This is a genomic window from Blautia hansenii DSM 20583, assembly GCF_002222595.2.
GTDB classification, from domain to species: Bacteria; Bacillota; Clostridia; order Lachnospirales; family Lachnospiraceae; genus Blautia; species Blautia hansenii.
In genome coordinates, this window is the sequence record NZ_CP022413.2 from 507,159 (window position 1) to 523,998 (window position 16,840).

Sequence of the window (16,840 nt, forward strand, 5' to 3'; positions counted from 1 at the left end):
TAGCATAAAATATTGCATTTCGGTATAAAACTGAAAAAATATAGATATTTAAGGATGCATAAAGGTATGTTATAATCAGATTATCAAAAAGGTAAACGGATATATTGCAAAAAAAGGAGAGAGGAATATGGCAAAAAGAAATATTTTCCGCAGTGTTGCGGCGGTGCTTGCATTTGGCATGTGTATGACGGGTCTTGCTGGATGCGGAAGTGAAAAAAGGGCAGACGGGAAAACAGAAATCGAAGTGGTTTCCTACAAACCGGAAGCAGTTAAGGCATTTGAAAAGATTGAAAAGCGGTTCAATGAAACACATGATGACATCCATCTGACGATTTCATCTCCAAACGAAGCAATGACCATTTTAAAGACACGTTTTATCCGGGAGGATTATCCGGATATCATCGCAATCGGAGGAGACATCAACTATTCCAACTTTTTAGATGCAGATCTGTTTGATGATATTTCCGATCTGGATGAAGTCCAGACCGTAAAACAGGCATATCTGGATATGGATAAGGAACTGGAGTTTATTCCAAAGGATGGCACGTATGCACTTCCATATGTGGCAAACGCGGCAGGAATTTTATATAACAAAGATCTGTTTGAGGAAAATGCCTGGAAAGTTCCGACCACCTGGCAGGAATTTACCACACTGTGTGATGAAATAAAACAGAGCGGAACACTTCCGCTGTATCTGGGCTTTAAAGATACCTGGACCTGTCTGGCTCCGTGGAATGCGCTGGCAGTCGGACTTACCGATTCGGATACCTGCAATCAGGTAAATATGGGAAATACCACATTTTCCGATACGTATGGACCGGTAGCAGAAAAGATGCGTGCGCTTTTGGATTACGCCGAAAAAAATCCGTATGCATATGGTTATAACGATGCCTGTACAGCATTTGCCCGCGGGGAATCTGCCATGTATCCAATCGGAAGCTATGCAATCCCGCAGATCAAATCGGTCAATCCGGATATGAATATCGGCTCTTTTACATTTCCTGCAAATGATGAGGAATCAGACAATGTATTAAATTCAGGAATTGATTTACAGTTTTCTGTGATGAAAGCATGCAAAAACAAAGAAGCAGCATATGAAGTTTTAAAATATCTGTATGAAGATGAAACCATTCAGATTTATCTGGATGATCAGGGCGGAATTGCCTGCAAGGATGGGGATTTCGCAATTCCGGAAACACTCGAGGATATGCGTCCTTACATTGAAAACAACCGCATGGCAGATTATCAGGATCACCATTATCCGAGTGAGATGAGTGTGGATGCCATGATCCAGACGTTCCTGCTGGATACAAGCGACAATGCACAGGAAAAGTTTTTGAAAAAATTTGATTCCGACTGGAAGCGCTACAACCGGGATCTGATTCGGAAAGTACAGGATTATCAGAAAGAACAGGGGGATGCACAATGAAAAAGAAAATGTCAAACAGGGACAAAACATTCTGGGCGGTTATCATACCGGTTGTAATCCTATTTTTTGCATTCAATACACTTCCAATGATCAAAGGTGTGATTTACAGTTTTACCAATTATAAAGGATACGGAACTTACGATTATGTCGGGTTCCGGAACTATGCAGATCTGTTTACGGATTCCCGCGTGGGAAAAAGCTATTTGTTTACGTTTAAATATGCACTGGCGGGAACTGTACTGGTAAATGTGCTAAGTCTGATCATGGCAGTTGGATTAAACAGTGCAATCCGTTTTAAAAGTGCACTGCGCGGTATTTATTTTGTACCGAATATTTTAGGAGGACTTGTCATCGGCTATATTTTCAGTTTTATTTTTACTTACATTCTTCCAACTGTGGGAAATGTGTTCCATATTGGATTTTTACAGAACAGTATTCTTGCAAGTGAAAAATACGCATGGATTGGTGTGCTGATTGTTGGTGTATGGCAGGCAGTTGCCATGAATACCATCATCTATATTTCCGGTCTGCAGACTGTACCGGAGGAAGTCTACGAGGCGAGCATGCTTGACGGAGCCAGTAAATGGAAGCAGTTCTGGAAAGTAACATTTCCACTGGTAATGCCGTTTGTGACGATTAATCTGGTACTGAGCACAAAGAATTTCCTCATGGTATTCGACCAGATCATGTCATTGACCAAGGGAGGTCCGGCACAGAGCACCGAATCCATCTCTTATCTGATTTATAAAAATGGTATGGATGGCGGACAGTTTGGATTCCAGAGTGCAAATGCAGTCATTTTCTTTATTGTGATCGTGGCGATTTCACTTTTCCAGATGACAGTCATGAATAGGAAGGAGGAGCAGCTATGATGAAAGAAAAAAAGAAAACAAACTGGGTACTTACGATTGTTCTGATTTTGGGGACGGTTACGGTATTTTTTCCGCTGTATATGGCAGTGATTATTGCGTTTAAGAAACCGAGTGAGATGACAAACGATGTGGCGGGTGCACTTTCTTTCCCGAAACAGTGGAGTTTTGAAAATTTCCGTCAGGCAATGGAAGTGACCGATTTCTGGCACTCTCTTGGAAACAGTTTACTGATCACACTGGTAACAATCGTACTGGCAATCCTGATCCACTCAATTGCAGGCTACGTGATCGGACGCGGCATGGCAAGAAGAAAAAGTTTCCGATTTATCTATCTGTATATTGTCAGCGGAATGTTTGTTCCGTTTTCCATCTTAATGATGCCTCTGGTAAAGCAGACGGCGCATATGGGACTTGGAAACCGCGCGGGTGTCATTCTGTTGTATCTGGTATTTTATATGCCAATGAACGTCCTTCTTTACAGTGGGTACTTAAAAAATATTCCGATAGCGCTGGAAGAGGCGGCAGATATTGACGGAGCAAGCACATGGACTACTTACTGGAAAGTGGTCTTTCCAATGATGATGCCAATGCATGCAACAGTTGCAATCCTGACAGCTCTTGGAACGTGGAATGATGTTATGACACCGCTTGTGATTATGTCTGGAACCGGACAGAATACGTTGCCGCTTGCACAGCTTAATTTCCAGACACAGTTTGGAACCAATTACAATCTGGCATTTGCTTCCTATATTATGGCACTGATTCCAATCCTTATTTTCTATGTGATTTGTCAGAAACAGATTTTAAACGGTGTGGCAAACGGTGCAGTCAAAGGATAAAAATAAAACGAGGTGACTTCTATGGCAATTATATACAATCCAAATAAAAGAATATTTAACCTGCATACGGTGCATACAACTTATCAGATGCAGGTCGATCCACTGGGATATCTGCTGCATCTGTACTATGGAGCTAAAACAAACAGCCCCATGGATTATGTTTTAACCTATGCAGACCGTGGATTTTCCGGAAATCCTTATGCAGTGGGCATGGACCGCACCTATTCGCTGGATGCGCTGCCACAGGAGTATCCTTCCATTGGAACTGGGGATTACCGCAATATTGCGCTGAATATCAAAAATGAAAAAGGGGTGGAAAGCGCAGAGCTGCTTTTTAAAAGTTATGAGATCCGAAGCGGCAAATACCAGTTACAGGGACTTCCGGCTGTCTGGGCAGACAAAGAGGAAGCACAGACACTGGAAATTGTCCTTGCAGACGAAAACGCACAGGTTGAAGTTCATCTGCTGTATGGTGTTTTGGAAGAAAACGATGTCATTACAAGGAGCGTCCAGATTAAAAATACGGGAACTGGGCAGATTACGATCGAAAAGGCAGCGGCAGCCTGTCTGGATTTTGTACAGGGAGATTTTGATGTCCTGCGGTTTTATGGAAAGCATGCCATGGAGCGCAATCTGGAGCGTACGCCGCTGGGGCATGGAACCATTGCGTTTGGCAGCCGCAGGGGAACGTCCAGCCATCAGTATAATCCGGCAGTGATTTTGGCAGAAAAAGGAACAACAGAGACCGCAGGCAGCTGCTATGGAATGCTGTTTGTATACAGCGGAAATTTCTCCTGTGAGGCAGAAAAAGATCAGTTCAACCAGACGCGCCTGCTTCTCGGATTAAATGAAGAACTGTTTTCCTATCCGCTTGCGGAAGGAGAAACCTTTACGGTACCGGAAGTCATTTTGTCTTATTCGGCAGACGGATTGTCTGCACTGTCGCAGCAATATCATAACTGCATCCGCAACCATGTGTGCCGCAGCAAATATGTCCATATGCAGCGTCCGGTGCTGATTAACAGCTGGGAGGCAGCATATTTCGATTTTACGGGAGATACGATCGTGGATCTGGCAAAAGAAGCTGCTTCCCTTGGAATTGATATGGTAGTGATGGATGACGGCTGGTTTGGGAAAAGAAACGATGATAATTCTTCCCTTGGGGACTGGCAGGTCAATGAAAAGAAACTGGGGGGAAGCCTGGCAGAGCTTATTACCCGTGTGCATAATCAGGGGGTGAAATTTGGTATTTGGATTGAGCCGGAGATGGTCAATGAAGACAGCGACCTTTACCGGGCACATCCAGACTGGGCAATTCAGATTCCGGGGAAAAAGCCGGTGCGCTCGAGAAACCAGTTACTGCTTGATTTTTCCAGAAAAGAAGTGCGCGACTGTGTATTTGATCAGATTTGTGCCGTGCTGGATCAGGGAAAAATTGATTATGTCAAGTGGGATATGAACCGCAGTATGGCAGATGTCTATGCCGGAAATCTTTCCCATGATTACGTCCTTGGTGTCTATGATTTTATGGAGCGTTTGTGCAGCCGGTATCCGGATCTTTTGCTGGAAGGATGCAGCGGTGGCGGCGGCAGATTTGACGCAGGAATACTTTATTATTCCCAACAGATCTGGTGCAGTGACAATACCGATGCGATTAACCGCACAAGAATCCAGTACGGAACGTCGTTTTTCTATCCGGTTTCCGCGATGGGAGCGCACGTTTCGGCGGTGCCGAACCACCAGACCGGACGGGTGACAAGTTTCCACACCCGCGGGGTGACGGCGATGGCGGGAACCTTCGGTTACGAATTAAACCCAGCGCTTTTATCCGATGAGGAAAAGCAGCAGATCCGGGAGCAGATCAAAACGTATAAGAAGTACGAAATGCTCATTAACGAGGGAACCTACTGGCGGCTGTCTGATCCGTTTACAGATGAAATTGCGGCATGGATGTCGGTATCAGAGGAACAGGATCATGCACTGGTAAGTGTGGTGCGTCTTATGGCTGAGGCAAATCAGGCGACCGTTTATGTCCGCCTGCGTGGGTTAAAACCGGATGCTGTGTATCTGGAAGAACAAAGCGGCAGACAGTATTCCGGTGCGGCACTGATGCATGCGGGAATTCCGCTTCCGCCGTTTACCGAGGAATATGAGGCGTATCAGTTTGCCTTTACCGAACTGAAAGAGGCGGGAAGATTATATGAAAAAGTGCAGAAATGGTGTGACGGGAATGCCGAAAACCGGGTGGTCATCAGCATTTACGGTGGCTCCGGTTCCGGAAAAACAACGCTTGCAACGGCATTGCAGCAGTACTTTTTAAATGACGGAACCGGATGTTATCTGCTCTCGGGCGATGATTATCCACACCGGATTCCAAAACGCAACGACGAAGAACGGCTGCGTGTGTATAAAGAAGCAGGGGAAGACGGACTGCGTGGATATCTCGGAACAAAGAAAGAGATTGATTTCGCCCGGATCAATGAAGTGCTTGCGGCATTTCATGAGGGAAAAGATACGATCACGTTGCGGCATTTGGGACGGGAAGATGGCGAGATTTCATCAGAAGAAACCGATTTTTCCGGAATATCTGTATTGCTTCTGGAGTGGACGCACGGAGGCAGTGACGATTTACATGGTGTGGATCTATCCGTCTTTCTGGAAAGTTCCCCGGAGGAGACAAAGGAGCGGCGCATCCGCAGAAACCGCGACGAGAATGCCGCAAGCCCGTTTATCTGTCGTGTGGTGGAACTGGAACAGGAAAAACTCGAAGTGCAGCGCAAAAATGCAGGATTGATCGTGGGAAAGGACGGAAGTATTTATGAACAGTAAACCGATGCTCAATGCATATCCAGACAGTCTTGGAAGAAATCTTGGGGATATCGTAACATTGCTGAAAACGGAGGCTTTGCAGAATGTATTTTCTTCTTTTTACATTCTGCCGAGCCTGTACCATTCCGATCTCGACCGGGGATTTTCCGTGATCGACTATGACCTGAATGAGCAGCTTGCCGACCGGGAAGGCCTTGACCAGTTAAAGAATATGGGAATCGATCTGAAACTCGATTTTATTTTAAACCATGCTTCCGCACAGTCCCCGCAGTTTCAGGATCTTGTGGAAAAAGGGGAGGCTTCTGTGTTCCGCGATTTTTTCATCGATTGGAACCATTTCTGGGAAGGGCATGGAACCATGACGGAGGAAGGCTATATCCAGCCGGATGAAAGCTGCCTGAAGCAGATGTTTTTCCGCAAACCCGGGCTGCCGATCCTGATGGTGGAATTTCCGAATGGAAAAAAAGTGCCGTACTGGAATACTTTTTATCAGGAAGTGCATGGCAGACAGTATCTCGGACAGATGGATGTAAACATCCAGTCACCAAAAGTGTGGGAGTTTTATCGTGAAACCCTGGAAAAAATAGCCTCTTACGGCGCGGCGATTGTGCGGCTGGATGCCTTTGCCTATGCGCCGAAAGCACCGGGAAAGAAAAACTTTCTCAATGATCCGGAAACGTGGGAACTTTTACAGAAGATCCATGCGCTGGCAGAACCTTTGGGACTTACGCTTTTGCCGGAGATACACGCAGCGTATGATGAAAAAATATATGAGACACTTGCAGAAAAAGGCTATGCAACCTATGACTTTTTCCTGCCGGGACTGGTCATTGATGCGATCGAGAACCGGCGGGGAACGTACCTTGCGGCATGGGCGAAGGAGATTGTGGAAAAGAAGATCTCCACGGTCAACATGCTCGGCTGTCATGATGGCATCCCGCTTCTGGACTTAAAGGGGCTGCTTCCGGAAGAGGAAATCCAGTCGTTGATTGAACGGATCGTATCCCGCGGAGGCATGGTCAAAAATTTACATGGACAAAAGAATCTGTATTATCAGGTAAATGCCACATATTACAGTGCATTGGGGGCGTCGGACGAAAAAATGCTTCTGGCGCGTGCTATACAGATGTTTATGCCGGGCAAACCGCAGGTCTGGTATCTGGATTTGTTTGCCGGAAAAAATGACCATGAAGCGGTGCGGCGCGCGGGAGAATCCGGACATAAGGAAATCAACCGGACAAATCTTTCCACTGATCAGATTACGGAAGGGTTGAAAAAAGATGTGGTTCAAAAACAGCTTGCGTTAATCCGCATGCGAAATACCCATAAGGCATTTTCGGAAGGCGCAGAGGTAGCAATCTCCGGAGGGGAGAGGTCTCTGGAAATCCGCTGGGAATATAATAGTGCATTTGCAACATTATATGTAAATTTTGAATCAGGAACATATACAATAGTAGAAAGCAGATAGTTAAGTTGGGCTGTCGATTGTACATGAAACCTAAACTTTATAATGGAAATAATCATAGATGAAACAAGCCACATAGGGATAATGCTCGGTGGCTTGTTTTGAAAATGGATAATTTAAATCTTATAACTTCGGATTTCACCTTCTCAGGAAATTTTGACGGATGTCTTCCTCAGAAAGTCGGCGTATCTGCTCCGGTCCTGAAAAGAAACGATCCTGTGGGGACAGTCCACGGAGGGAAGAATGGTGGGATTGGTTGTATTGCTGGACAAAAGCGTACAGACTTCTCCTCAGCTCTTCCAGTGAATGGAAATCCCGCATATCAAGGGCGGCCATACTTTGCTATGGCTACTCTCATAACGGACATCAGATTGATAAAGTTATCATTGTAGAACACATCGATCCCGGTAATGATATAGCCCCGGTGTTTTTTCCATCCGAATCTGTAAGGCGGGGACCGGCACTGCTGTCTCCACACCAGACTTCGTTGATATGAGGGCGTTCATATCGGCGCATATCCTTGTTCGGTGTCTGCCGCAGTTCCAACTGAAAATAGACAATTCTGAATAAAATCGGTTCAAGAATAGATACAGAAGAAATATCAGGATATGTAGACAAGGTTATACCGTTTGTATGATGAGATTGAAGGCGTGGAGAAGAAAGAATTTCTTAACAGTTTTGTAGAACAGGTGGATATTTATGAGCAGGAGCAGCCAGATGGCAAATTCCTGAAGCACATAAAGTTCCATTTTCCGGTGTATTTTGGAGACAGGGAAACACAGGAACTTTGTTGGGTCAATGAAAGTACCGTTGAGACGGTGTGTCTGCTGTCAAAGAAAGATCGCTAAATCAAAGGATTTCAGTGATTACGGGCAGATAGAAATTTTATAAATGAGATTCTGTATTTTGGAGAGGAATAAAACAAGGTTTTACTGAATGTTGTTAGCAGTGAACCTTGTTTTATTTTTTAAGAATTTTTATACATGATAAGAAAATATATTTCAAAAGGAGCCGTTCATGAACAGAATTGGCTCCTTTGTTGTAAGTAATACATATATTATTTGACTGAATGATAGAAAATTAACTGGTTGTTTCTTTTTCAATCAATGAAGCTGGTACCATGCTTTCGTATGGTATATAGTTTTCCAGTGACTGAATTGCAATCTGCGCCATAAGGGAAATATTCTGGTCGATAGAGGTAATGGGATGAACGGCATAGTTGGATGCAGGTGAGTTGTCGTATCCAATCAATTCAATGGTGTTGGGAATATCAATATTATTTTTGAGGCACTGACGTTCAAAAAGACTTGCAATATCGTCATTTGAGCAGAAAACTCCTATTTTTTTACCGGTGTATTTTGTGGTAATATGCTGAACCAGTTTATTCATGGCTTCTGTAGCTTTGGGCAGGTATGGATCTGTGAGATCATTTTCAATAAACCGTTCATAACAAAGATCTTTTACCTCATATTCAAATCCCAGGATTCGTTTAAAGGATGGCCAGTCTTCTCGAAAATCATTATTAATATGAATGAAAACTTCACAGTTGTTACGTATCAAAAGATTTGCGGCAAGTTTGCCACCAGTAAAGTTATCATTGTTAATTTGCTTAAAATTACCGCCGACACGTTCAATAGAGATAACCGGGACTGGCAGGTTTTCAATGTCCTGAGTGGAAAGAAGATGACTCAAAAGAATCAGTCCTTTGATTCGGTAGGAAATTAGATTTTGAATAAGCTGTAATTCTTCTTCTCTGGAATCGTTGGAAGTATAGACGATTAGATTATAGCCTTTTTCTTTACCGTATTTTATTAGTTGATTGAGTAATTCTGTATAGAAGCTTAAATGTAGGTGGGGGAAAATAACCCCAACCAGATTGGATTCTCCGGTTACCAGAATGCGGGCCAGATTGTCCTGCTGGTAATTCAATTCTTTAATTGCTGTTTTGATTTTATCCTGTGTTGTCTGCGATATGAGCTCAGGATGGTTGAAGTAACGGGAAACGGTAGTCATGGAAACACCGCTCCGTTCGGCAATATCTGTAATTTTGACTTTACTCATAAAAGAACCTCACTTATTTGGTAAATATAGTCTTGTGTTATATACGATATGAGACAAAATATATCTCACTTTATGAATTTGATTATATCACAAGATTATGAAAAATGGAAGAATAAATGAAAATAATTTCATGAAAAAATTTTCATACAAGTTTTATTGATGAAAAGAAATACCGTAAAAATAAAGAAATAAGCTATGAAATATATACAAATTAAACAAAAAAATATTGTGAATAGTGCTGAATAGTGAAAAAATACATGAAAACGATTGACATTATAAATTTCATGACATACAATCGAATCATCAGCTAGAAAGTAACGAAGAGAAATTAAAAAAGAAAACAGGAGGAAGATAGGAATGAAGAAAAAAATTTTAAGTATTGTGCTTGCAGTAGCAATGGCAGGAACAATGTTAGCGGGGTGTGGAGCTAAAAAAGAAGCAAAAAATAAAAACAGTATTACAGTACTGGTGGAAAGTGGTTCGCCGGCAGAGGCACTTGCAAAAGAAACAGCAGCATCTTTTGAAGAAGAAACTGGATGTGAAGTTATTATTGATGCAGTTGCTTATACAGGAATGTATGACAAACTTTCTACAGAGATTAAAGCAAAGCAGGTTGCACATGATGTGGCATGTATGGATGTGGTATGGTTAGCAGCATTTGCAGATGCAATTGAAGCAATCAATGATGCGGATACAAGTGATTTCCTGCCAACCCTACAGGAAAGTGGAACAATTGATGGTAGCCTTTTAGGATATCCTATGTGGGTAAATACAAAAGTGTTGATTTACAGAAAAGATCTTATTCCGGAAGATAAAGTTCCGCAGACATGGGAAGAGTATCAGGCACTTGCAAAAGAACTGAAAACAGATGATATGAGTGGAACAACAGTATTCGGAAGCGGTTCTGATGCAGTATGTTCATTCCTTGATTTTGCATGTCAGGCTGGTGCAGAAGGGCTTGTATTTGATAAAGATGGAAATGTAAACATTACAGATCAGGCTTATGTAGACGCATTGAATTTTATGGTAGAGAACGCAACTGCTGATTATACTCCAGACGATTCACTTGCTACAGCAGCCACAGAGTCTCAGGAACTCTTTACAAACGGAAAAACAGCAATGCAGCTGAACTGGAGTCATCAGTATCCAGCAGCAGTAGAAGCTCTTGGAGCAGATAAAGTTGGATGTGCACCGATGATTGGCGGAAGTGCAGGTGTTGGTGCAACAACAGGACCTTGGTATGAGTGTGTAATGAAAGGTTCTGAAAACAAAGAGATGGCTAAAAAATATGTAGAATATATGTATAATCACAATGCGGATTATATGGATCTTACATTAAAGATTGCAGGAAGAACATCTGTATATGAAGAGGCCGGAAAAGAAACTGGTAATGAACATACAACAGCAGTTCTCGAAACATTAAGAGCAGAACAGTCACAGGCCAGACCTATGGTAACTACATGGGCTCAGATTGAAGAAGTTTTAATTGGTGTCGTAGAAGCCAGTCTGGGTGGCGCTGATGTTAATGAAACATTGGAAAGTGCAAAGGCTGAAATTGAGGCAATTGCAAGATAGCTGAATTAACGCAAATAAATGGATTAGCAGAGGATATTCTAAAAAGATAATCAAGAAAGAATATCCTTTTTGCTTAGAAAAGGTGGTAAATAGAATGAGATTGATTTCAAGAAAAACCTTATTATTATTCTTTCTGCCAGGTGCCATATTTATGGGGGCATTTCTTATATATCCGATTATTACAATGGTAGTTGACAGTTTCTTTGAGATTGGAATTACAGGGGATAAGACATTTGTTGGACTGGAAAATTACATTCGTGCTTTTACAGCGGGTGGATTTTTAAAACAGTTAAAGAATACATTACTTTATATTGTAATAGCGGTGAGTATTGAAACTGCAATCGGTTTATTGTTTGCATTGTTCTTTGAATTGAATTATAAAGGAAGCAAAATAATCCGTTCATTAATGATGGCACCTCTTATGATAGCACCATTGGTAGCTGGTCTTACATGGAAATTGATGATGAGTTCCAGCTTTGGAATTGTTAATGAATTACTGGCAAAAATCGGAATTTTATCAAGCAGCAGTGATATTCTTTGGCTTGCAGATGAAAAGTGGTCATTGCTTGCATGTTGCATTGCAGATATCTGGCTCACAACACCGTTTATGATGTTGATGATATTGGCTGGATTGCAGGGACTGGATTCCAGTATGCTTGAAGCTGCCAAAATGGATGGAGCAAGTTTACTGCAGCAGGTGTTTGCTATTAAGCTTCCGGTTATCAAACCGGTTTTGTTGACCGCATTGTCTGTAAGAATTATTGATGCCGCCAGAACTTTTGATATTATCTGGGCGATGACTGAGGGAGGTCCGAATAGTTCTTCTGAAACACTCAGCATCATTATCTACAAGACATTGACACGATATAATGATGTTGGTTATGCAAGTGCGATGGCAGTGGTATTTATTGCAGTATTAGTAATATTTACGCTTGTGTTTATGCAGAGTTTATGGAATCCGAAGAAAAAGAATTGTTAGTGGGTTTGATAGGAGGCGAAAAGAGTGAACAGAAAAGGTGAAATCGGAAAAAAGCTGGGAATCGGTTTATCAGTGATCTTTACAGTGTTCTGGCTTGTTCCGTACATATATGTAATTTGTTGTTCGTTTAAACCGGGTTCAGAGGTAATTGCAGTTCCTCCAAGTTTTTTTCCAAAAGCATTCTCTATTGAGAACTTTACGGGACTGCTTGAGAGAATGGATGCACTTCAATTTTTGTGGAACAGTTTGAGTGTTTCGTTGATAAGTACAGTGATTGCATTAATTTTGGGTTCGCTTGCAGCGTATGCGATTCAACGTTCAGGCGCTAAATTATCAATTATATTGGTTGTTTTGGTTTTGTGTTTGAAGATGATACCTACTTCAAGTATTGTAGTTCCGATTTACGAACTGATTTGTAATTTGGGTCTGTATGATACAAAAATTGCTTTGATTATTGTTTATGCAGCTATTAATATGCCGTTTGTAATGTGGACAATGTTAAGCTTCTATGAAGGTATTCCGACAACATTGGATGAGGCGGCATTTGTGGATGGTGCAAGTAGCTTTAAAACATTTTGGAAAGTTATTCTGCCAATTTGTAAACCGGGGTTGGCAACAGCATTTATATTTACATTGTTCCTTGCATGGAATGATTTCCTTGTAGCATTATTACTGACCAGTACAAATGCAAAGACATTTACAGTTGGTCTGGCTGGATTTTTATCAGCATACAATCTGGATTTGGGACCGATGTGTGCAGGCGCATTTTTGTTTAGTTTTCCGGTAATGATTATTTCTCTTGCAGCTCAAAAATATATTGTTCAGGGAATGATAGCTGGAGCTGTAAAAGGTTAAAAATAATGGAGGAGTCCTATGTCTAAAGAATTATTGAAACAGAATATTGAAAAGGCTCAGTTTGAGATAGACAGAAAAAAAGATATGATAAAAAGCGGCAAAATGCGTCAGCATTACCATTTTATGCCGCAGACAGGATGGTTGAATGATCCCAATGGACTGATTTATTTCAGAGGAAAGTACCATTTCTTTTTCCAGCATAATCCCTATAGTGGATTTTGGGACAGTATGCATTGGGGGCATGCAGTCAGTGATGACATGCTTCATTGGGAGTATTTACCGTTAGCACTGGTTCCTAGTGAAAAATATGATAATCATCAAAAAGGTGGCTGCTTTTCAGGAAGTGCTATTGAACATGATGGAAAACTGTTTCTGATGTACACTGGTGTAACAAATGAAGGCAATGGGTATGAACAGGTGCAGTGTATTGCATATAGTGAAGATGGAATTCATTTTGAAAAATATGAGGGAAATCCGGTGCTGACTGCACCGGAAGGAATCCCGACAGATATGTTCCGTGATCCCAAAGTATGGAAGCATGAAGATACTTATTATATGGTATGTGGCGCAAGTCGCAATAACAGAGGGATGGCACTGCTGTATCGTTCCAAGAATATGCTGAACTGGGAGTTCTTTAATGTGCTGGCGGAAAGCCGTGGAGAATGGGGATTTATGTGGGAATGCCCAGATTTTTATCCAATTGGTGATAAATATGTTCTGACATTTTCGCCTATGGGTTCAGGTGACCATACTTCGGTGTATTTGGTTGGCGATTTTGATTATGAAACGGGCAGTTTTTATTCCCATGTCAGTGGAGAGATTAACTGGGGATTTGATTATTATGCACCGCAGTCATTCTTGGCGCCGGATGGAAGAAGAATTATGGTAGGATGGGCCAATGAATGGGAATGGATGCCATCGTGGAAAGATTGGGGACCAACATACAAGGAAGGTTGGTGTGGATCTTTTAATATTCCAATGGAAGTACGTTTAATGAAAGATTCCACCTTACAGTTTCTTCCAATTAAGGAAATAGAATCTTTGAGACAGGGTGGACAGTTTTGGGACAATCTTGTGGTTACAGAAGATGAACTGGAACTGAAGGCCGGAGATGGTGTGACATTTGAATTGAAGATGAAGATTGACCTGGAGAAAACAGATGCAGATAAGCTGGAATTTACCTTGCGTTGTGGAGAAGGTAAGAAGACAGTGTGTATGTTCGATTTTAAAAAGGCAGAAATGACTGTAAATCGAAATAATGCAGATGGGTGGAGCAAAGGCATTTCAAGAAGCGTTATGTATCTGAATAATAAAAAAGACTTGGATGTGCATATTTTATCTGATCAGAGTTCCCTTGAAATTTTTACGAGTGAATATCAGAATAATCATTCCAATAATATATTTGCAGGAAATTTTCAGAATCAGTTGAAAGTCCGGGCTTATGGAGGAAGTGTAGCAATCAAAGATATTGAAACATACGGATTGAAAGATTGCTATTGTTAGGAGGAAAATTAGATGATGCAAAAGGAAATAGATGTGACAGCTTTGGGCGAACTTCTGATTGATTTTACAGAGAATGGCGTCAGCAGTCAGGGAAATGCATTATTAGAAGCAAATCCAGGTGGGGCTCCATGTAATGTGCTGGCAATGCTTGGAAAGCTGGGCAAAAAAACAGCATTTATCGGAAAGGTTGGAAACGATCAATTTGGTAATATGCTAAGAAATACGATAGAGTCTGTTGGAATTGATGCAGAAGGTTTAGTGATTGATGACAAGGTACATACCACATTGGCATTTGTACATACTTATCCAGATGGTGACAGAGATTTTTCTTTTTACCGTAATCCGGGAGCGGACATGATGTTGAGAAAAGAAGAGGTTTCTTTGGATAAGATATGTGCATCCAAAATCTTTCATTTTGGAACGTTATCCTTTACTCATGCGGGAATCAGGGCAGCTTCACAATATGCAATTCAGTGTGCGAAAGAAGCTGGAGCGTTGATTTCCTTTGATCCTAATTTACGTGAACCATTGTGGGAGAATCTTGAGGACGCACGAAAAGCTATTGAGTATGGTATGGAGTGTTGTGATATCTTAAAAATATCGGACAATGAACTGACTTTTATGACAGGTGAAAAGGATTATGACAAAGGAGCAGTTCTTCTTCAGCAGAAATATCAGATTCCACTTGTATGTGTTACTCTGGGAAAAGATGGAAGTCGGGCATACTATAAGGGGCTTACGATTAAAGCGGAGCCATTTTTGCAGAAAAACACGATAGAAACAACGGGTGCAGGAGATACCTTTACCGGATGTATGCTGAATACAGTTTTGGATAAGGGGCTTGATAATCTTACCGGAGAGGACATCAGAGGGATGCTTCGATTTGCAAATGCAGGCGCAGCTCTGATTACAACAAAGCGAGGTGCTTTGAGGGTTATGCCGGAAAAAGAAGAAATTGAAGCGTTATTAGAAGAGCAGACAGAGTAAACATATAGGAGGATTTATTGATGTCAAGTAAAAATTATTATGACGTTACAAAATGGAACGTTGGAAATCCTTACGAGGATATTGGGGAAGTAATCAACAGTATTATTGCGGATATTAAAAAGCGACAAACAGATTCAAATATGAATGAAGGTGGAAAACCGGGAGCAGTCATTTACATTCCGTCTGGTGATTATCATCTTCGTACACAAGTAGTGATTGATATCAGTTACTTGAAAATTATGGGTTCAGGACATGGTTTTGTATCATCCAGTATTCGTTATAATCTTCCGGAGAATGAATGGGCAGATTTACATGAAGTGTGGCCGGGCGGAAGCCGTATCCTTGTTGACCTTTCTCCAAAACCAGGAGATGAAGAATCGGCAGGAGCAGCATTCTATGTTGAGCGAGATGGAAATCCCCGAATTAGTTCTGTAGAATTTGAAAACTTCTGTATTGATGGTTTGCATTTTGTGGATGATGGCTCGGGAATGCCAAATCCAGAAAATACATATACTAATGGAAAAACAGGTATTTATATTGGAAGTGCACAGGATTCATTCAGGCTTACAGGTATGGGAATCGTATATTTAGAACATGGGGTTACGATTTATCATGCAGATGCGTTGTCTATTCATGATAATTTCATAGCAGAATGCGGTAATTGCATAGAGCTGAGAGGATGGGGACAGGCATCTAAAATAACAGATAATCTGATGGGCGCAGGTTATAAGGGATATTCCATCTTTGCGGAAAATTTTGGTGGACTTTTGATTACAGCAAATAATATTTTCCCTCGAGGCACAAGCAGTGTTCATTTCCGTAATGTGGCACGTTCCACTATTACAGCCAACCGATTTCATTCCTTCTATCCGGGAATGCTGGTATTTGAAGGAAACTGTTCGGAAAATATGGTTTCTTCAAATCATTTTTTACGTGACAATGAACCATGGGCGCCTATGTTGGAATATGATAATGGATTAGATGATTTGTACGGTATTCTGTGTATCAGTGGTAATAATAATTCGGTAATTGCCAACCATATTTCGGAAATAATCCATACACAGTCTATCAAGCCGGCCGGGGCAAAACCTGTAATCATACATATTGTTTCAGGTAAAGGAAATTATATTTCGGATAACCATATTGTTGCAACTACCGAAGCTACGGATGAGCAGACAAAGGCATCAGATTCTTGCTTTTCTGCACAAGTAGATGCACTGACGACTACTGATAAGTTGGTTGCGCTTGATGTAACAGCTGTTTTGGTAGAAAAAGAATCCGTTCAAAATACGATTCTTGACTCCGGAAGCGAGGGACAGGTTATTATAGACAGGACTGTAAATGCTTTTAGAGCCACTCCAGTGCCAGGAGTATAAAATTATGGTGCAAATAGCAAGTATATGAAAGAAAAAGAGCCTTGGCGTGATGTCAGGGCTCTTTTAGTGG

General features: G+C 41.6%; 12 protein-coding genes and 2 pseudogenes. 12 read left to right on the forward strand and 2 right to left on the reverse strand.

Annotated features, from left to right (window positions below; genetic code table 11):
* Positions 1-127 precede the first annotated feature (127 nt).
* Genes CGC63_RS02505 through gtfA form a run of 5 tightly spaced genes read left to right on the forward strand, consistent with a single transcriptional unit; the run spans position 128 to position 7,437 of the window.
* Positions 128-1,429, forward strand: coding sequence for an ABC transporter substrate-binding protein (locus CGC63_RS02505; protein WP_004221175.1), 1,302 nt, complete (start codon positions 128-130; stop codon positions 1,427-1,429).
* Positions 1,426-2,301, forward strand: coding sequence for a carbohydrate ABC transporter permease (locus CGC63_RS02510; protein WP_089438661.1), 876 nt, complete (start codon positions 1,426-1,428; stop codon positions 2,299-2,301). Before CGC63_RS02505 ends, CGC63_RS02510 begins: the two co-directional genes overlap by 4 nt.
* Positions 2,298-3,140 carry a carbohydrate ABC transporter permease gene (locus CGC63_RS02515; protein ID WP_004221168.1) on the forward strand — a complete coding sequence of 281 codons (843 nt, stop codon included), beginning with the start codon at positions 2,298-2,300 and terminating at the stop codon, positions 3,138-3,140. Before CGC63_RS02510 ends, CGC63_RS02515 begins: the two co-directional genes overlap by 4 nt.
* A gap of 21 nt (positions 3,141-3,161) precedes the next feature.
* Complete coding sequence (locus CGC63_RS02520) at positions 3,162-5,969, forward strand: alpha-galactosidase (RefSeq protein WP_004221165.1); 2,808 nt, start codon at positions 3,162-3,164, stop codon at positions 5,967-5,969.
* Entirely contained in the window at positions 5,959-7,437 is a 1,479-nt protein-coding gene (gtfA, locus tag CGC63_RS02525; protein ID WP_004221163.1) for a sucrose phosphorylase, read from the forward strand. Before CGC63_RS02520 ends, gtfA begins: the two co-directional genes overlap by 11 nt.
* A 144-nt stretch (positions 7,438-7,581) precedes the next feature.
* On the opposite strand, the pseudogene CGC63_RS16095 reads toward gtfA, so the two are convergent.
* Positions 7,582-7,983: pseudogene (locus CGC63_RS16095) on the reverse strand (IS481 family transposase); the annotation flags it as partial.
* 41 nt (positions 7,984-8,024) lie between these two features.
* Here CGC63_RS16095 and CGC63_RS02535 point away from each other — a divergent pair.
* A pseudogene (locus tag CGC63_RS02535) lies at positions 8,025-8,282 on the forward strand (recombinase family protein); the annotation flags it as partial.
* Between the two features lie 232 nt (positions 8,283-8,514).
* On the opposite strand, the gene CGC63_RS02540 reads toward CGC63_RS02535, so the two are convergent.
* Complete coding sequence (locus CGC63_RS02540; RefSeq protein WP_004221158.1) at positions 8,515-9,495, reverse strand: LacI family DNA-binding transcriptional regulator; 981 nt, start codon at positions 9,493-9,495, stop codon at positions 8,515-8,517.
* 357 nt (positions 9,496-9,852) lie between these two features.
* On the opposite strand from CGC63_RS02540, the gene CGC63_RS02545 reads away from it, so the two are divergent.
* The 6 genes from CGC63_RS02545 (at position 9,853) to CGC63_RS02570 (ending at position 16,770) form a co-directional block, all read left to right on the forward strand.
* The gene (locus CGC63_RS02545; protein WP_004221156.1) at positions 9,853-11,070 is read left to right on the forward strand and encodes an ABC transporter substrate-binding protein; all 1,218 of its coding nucleotides are present in this window, start codon (positions 9,853-9,855) and stop codon (positions 11,068-11,070) included.
* Between the two features lie 94 nt (positions 11,071-11,164).
* Positions 11,165-12,049, forward strand: a complete 885-nt coding sequence (locus tag CGC63_RS02550; RefSeq protein WP_004221152.1) for a carbohydrate ABC transporter permease — start codon at positions 11,165-11,167, stop codon at positions 12,047-12,049.
* A 24-nt stretch (positions 12,050-12,073) separates the two neighbouring features.
* On the forward strand, positions 12,074-12,904 hold the full coding sequence (locus CGC63_RS02555) for a carbohydrate ABC transporter permease (protein WP_004221150.1): 831 nt from the start codon (positions 12,074-12,076) through the stop codon (positions 12,902-12,904).
* Between the two features lie 18 nt (positions 12,905-12,922).
* A complete protein-coding gene (locus CGC63_RS02560) occupies positions 12,923-14,407 on the forward strand; it encodes a glycoside hydrolase family 32 protein (protein WP_004221148.1) in 1,485 nt (494 codons plus the stop codon).
* A 12-nt stretch (positions 14,408-14,419) separates the two neighbouring features.
* Positions 14,420-15,394 carry a PfkB family carbohydrate kinase gene (locus CGC63_RS02565; protein ID WP_004221146.1) on the forward strand — a complete coding sequence of 325 codons (975 nt, stop codon included), beginning with the start codon at positions 14,420-14,422 and terminating at the stop codon, positions 15,392-15,394.
* 20 nt (positions 15,395-15,414) lie between these two features.
* Positions 15,415-16,770, forward strand: a complete 1,356-nt coding sequence (locus CGC63_RS02570) for a NosD domain-containing protein (RefSeq protein ID WP_004221144.1) — start codon at positions 15,415-15,417, stop codon at positions 16,768-16,770.
* The last annotated feature ends 70 nt before the right edge of the window (positions 16,771-16,840 follow it).

Excerpts from the sequence above, each read along its gene's own strand:
- CGC63_RS02520 (WP_004221165.1), top strand. The coding sequence starts at position 3,162 with ATGGCAATTATATACAATCCAAATAAAAGAATATTTAACCTGCATACG.
- CGC63_RS02510 (WP_089438661.1), top strand. The coding sequence starts at position 1,426 with ATGAAAAAGAAAATGTCAAACAGGGACAAAACATTCTGGGCGGTTATC.
- CGC63_RS02505 (WP_004221175.1), top strand. The coding sequence starts at position 128 with ATGGCAAAAAGAAATATTTTCCGCAGTGTTGCGGCGGTGCTTGCATTT.
- CGC63_RS02545 (WP_004221156.1), top strand. The coding sequence starts at position 9,853 with ATGAAGAAAAAAATTTTAAGTATTGTGCTTGCAGTAGCAATGGCAGGA.
- CGC63_RS02550 (WP_004221152.1), top strand. The coding sequence starts at position 11,165 with ATGAGATTGATTTCAAGAAAAACCTTATTATTATTCTTTCTGCCAGGT.
- gtfA (WP_004221163.1), top strand. The coding sequence starts at position 5,959 with ATGAACAGTAAACCGATGCTCAATGCATATCCAGACAGTCTTGGAAGA.
- CGC63_RS02565 (WP_004221146.1), top strand. The coding sequence starts at position 14,420 with ATGATGCAAAAGGAAATAGATGTGACAGCTTTGGGCGAACTTCTGATT.
- CGC63_RS02540 (WP_004221158.1), bottom strand. The coding sequence starts at position 9,495 with ATGAGTAAAGTCAAAATTACAGATATTGCCGAACGGAGCGGTGTTTCC.
- CGC63_RS02570 (WP_004221144.1), top strand. The coding sequence starts at position 15,415 with ATGTCAAGTAAAAATTATTATGACGTTACAAAATGGAACGTTGGAAAT.
- CGC63_RS02560 (WP_004221148.1), top strand. The coding sequence starts at position 12,923 with ATGTCTAAAGAATTATTGAAACAGAATATTGAAAAGGCTCAGTTTGAG.
- CGC63_RS02515 (WP_004221168.1), top strand. The coding sequence starts at position 2,298 with ATGATGAAAGAAAAAAAGAAAACAAACTGGGTACTTACGATTGTTCTG.